1 pseudogene is annotated in these 564 nt (G+C 85.1%); it reads right to left on the reverse strand.

The features are described from left to right. A pseudogene (locus F8274_RS31540) lies at window positions 1-564 on the reverse strand (hypothetical protein); the annotation flags it as partial.

The raw sequence follows: 564 nt of genomic DNA on the forward strand, positions 1-564 counted from the left end.
TGCGGTGCCGATCCCCGCCGCCACGGCGAGCACGGCGGCGGCCGCCGCGAGCGCCCCGCGCCGCAACGCCGCCCGGCGCCGCCGGCTCGGGCACTCCCCGCTCCCGCCCGGGGCCGGCGCGCCGTCCGCTGCGTGGCCGTCCGCCGCGTCGCCGTCCGCCGCGTCGCCGGCGGCCGGGGTGCCGGCGGCCGGGGTGCCGGCCGCCCTGCCGGCGGGGGCGGAGGTGCCGGTCATCCCGCTTGCGGAGGCGGGCGTGCCGGTCATCCCGCCGCTGGCGGGGGTGCCGACCGAACCGCCGGTGCCCGGGGCCTCGTCCGGCCCGCCCGCGGCGGGCCGTCCGGGGCCGTCCGTGGCTTCGGGGTGGCGCGCGGACAGCCGCAGGGTGTCGTCGCCGTCCGGTCCGGCCGGCGGAGCCCACTCGCTCCGGCGCGCGGCCCGGCTCCACTCGCGGGCGGCGGCGGCCGGCGGCATCACGTCCGGGTAGCCGCGCTCCGGAGGTGGCACGGCGGTCGCCCCGCCGCTGTCCCAGCCCGGCCCGCCGGCCGTGCCTGCCGTGCCTGCCGT

Origin of the sequence: Micromonospora sp. AMSO31t, from assembly GCF_008868175.1 — a bacterium.
Lineage (GTDB): Bacteria > Actinomycetota > Actinomycetes > Mycobacteriales > Micromonosporaceae > Micromonospora.